The sequence below is a fragment of the Streptomyces boluensis genome, assembly GCF_009908195.1.
GTDB lineage: Bacteria > Actinomycetota > Actinomycetes > Streptomycetales > Streptomycetaceae > Streptomyces > Streptomyces boluensis.
On the sequence record NZ_JAAAHS010000703.1, the window covers coordinates 1 to 1531 of the forward strand.

Consider the following 1531-nt stretch of genomic DNA (forward strand, 5'->3'; position numbering starts at 1 on the left):
GTGCGGGTCGATGTCGAGGAGCTCGCCGTGGTGCTCCAGCTCCTCCTCCTGCCAGGCCTTGCCGATGATCCGCAGCGCCTCCTCGACCTCCTGCGTCGTACGGTCCCGGTCGACTCCACACAGCGAGGTCTCCTGCAGCGTGCCGCCCCGCCCCGCGCCGAGGTCGACCCGGCCGCCGGAGAGCAGGTCGAGCATCGCGGCCCGCTCGGCGACGCGCACCGGGTGGTTGAACTTGAACGGCATGCACACCACGCCGTGCCCGATCCGGATGGTGCTGGTCTTCGCGGCGACCCAGGTGAGGAAGATCTCCGGGGCGCTCATGTGCGCGTACCACTTCAGGGAGTGGTGCTCGACCGCCCAGATCCGGTCAAAGCCCATCTCCTCGGCCAGAACGGCCTGTTCCACGCTGTCGCGGATGACCTGGTGCTCACGCTCGACGGTCGGGTCCGTCAGCTGCGCCTCGAAGATCACGGAGAACTTCACGCCGCCTCCTGGGAGTTGAGAGATCTTTCGATCAGCCATATGACTAATCGTCAGGTCTAGCGGCAGCGCCACCAAGTGGCAAGGGATGCGGCACGGGTACGGGCCCGGAACGGGCGGGGGGATTGCGCGTCCGGCCCGTACCGCCCTTCAATGCCGCCATGAGCATGGGCGATCTTCAGCGGGCCGAGCAGCAGGACGAGCATCCGGACGACCCCACGGCAGGCCTCCCCCCGACGGCCTGGGCGGTCCTCGGCCTGCTCTCGTTCCCCGGCGAACGCACCGGCTACGAGCTGAAGAAGTGGGCCGACTCCTCGCTCCGCTTCTTCTACTGGTCGCCCGCCATCAGCCAGATCTACTCCGAGCTGCGCCGGCTCGAGGCCCGCGGGTACGCCACGTCCCGGCGCTCGGGCCCGGACGAGCCGCGCACCAAGCGGGCGTACACCATCACCGCCGAGGGCCGCGCCGCCCTCGACCACTGGGCAGGGCCCGGCCACGACCCGGGCGCGCCGGTGCTGAAACACCCGCTGCTGCTGCGCGTCTGGCTCGGCCACCTGTCGGAGCCCGAGCGGCTGCGGACCCTGGTGCACGAGCACATCGCGCGTACGCGGGCCGAGTTGACGGAGGTACGCGAGGCGCTGGCACGAGCCGAGGGCGTGGAGGCGTGGGGCCACCCGCAGATAGCCCTGCGCTGGAGCGAGCGGCGCCTCGTCGGCGAGGTGGAGCAGGCGGAGGCGATGCTCGGGGATCTGGCGGGGCTCGGGGAGGCTGCGGGGCGCGAGGAGCTTTAGTGGGTCATGGGGGGCGGCGCGTCAACGTTCCGGGGTGCGCCCCACGACCGTGTGAAAGGGCTCGCGCCACGGGGCTTTCGGCGGTAGGACGGGTGGGTTCCGCTCCCCCAAGACCCTCGGAGGCGTACCCGCCGTGAGCACCCGTGCCGTGATCGTCGCCGCCGTCATCACCGGATTCGTCCTCGGTATCGCCGGGGTCAGCGACGGCCATGCGGCATCGCGGCCCGCGGGGGTGGGTGCGGTACGGCTGCCTGCGGGGG

2 protein-coding genes are annotated in these 1531 nt (G+C 71.2%); one reads left to right on the plus strand and one right to left on the minus strand.

Translation table 11 applies throughout. The features are described 5' to 3' along the window. The coding region (locus GUY60_RS37590) for an LLM class flavin-dependent oxidoreductase (RefSeq protein WP_161705983.1) at positions 1 to 483 on the minus strand (483 nt) is incomplete at its 3' end. 158 nt (positions 484 to 641) lie between these two features. Between GUY60_RS37590 and GUY60_RS37595 the strand changes: the two genes are divergently transcribed. Continuing rightward, a complete protein-coding gene (locus GUY60_RS37595; RefSeq protein ID WP_312866578.1) occupies positions 642 to 1271 on the plus strand; it encodes a PadR family transcriptional regulator in 630 nt (209 codons plus the stop codon). Positions 1272 to 1531: the final 260 nt, after the last annotated feature.

Excerpts from the sequence above, each read along its gene's own strand:
- GUY60_RS37595 (WP_312866578.1), top strand. The coding sequence starts at position 642 with ATGAGCATGGGCGATCTTCAGCGGGCCGAGCAGCAGGACGAGCATCCG.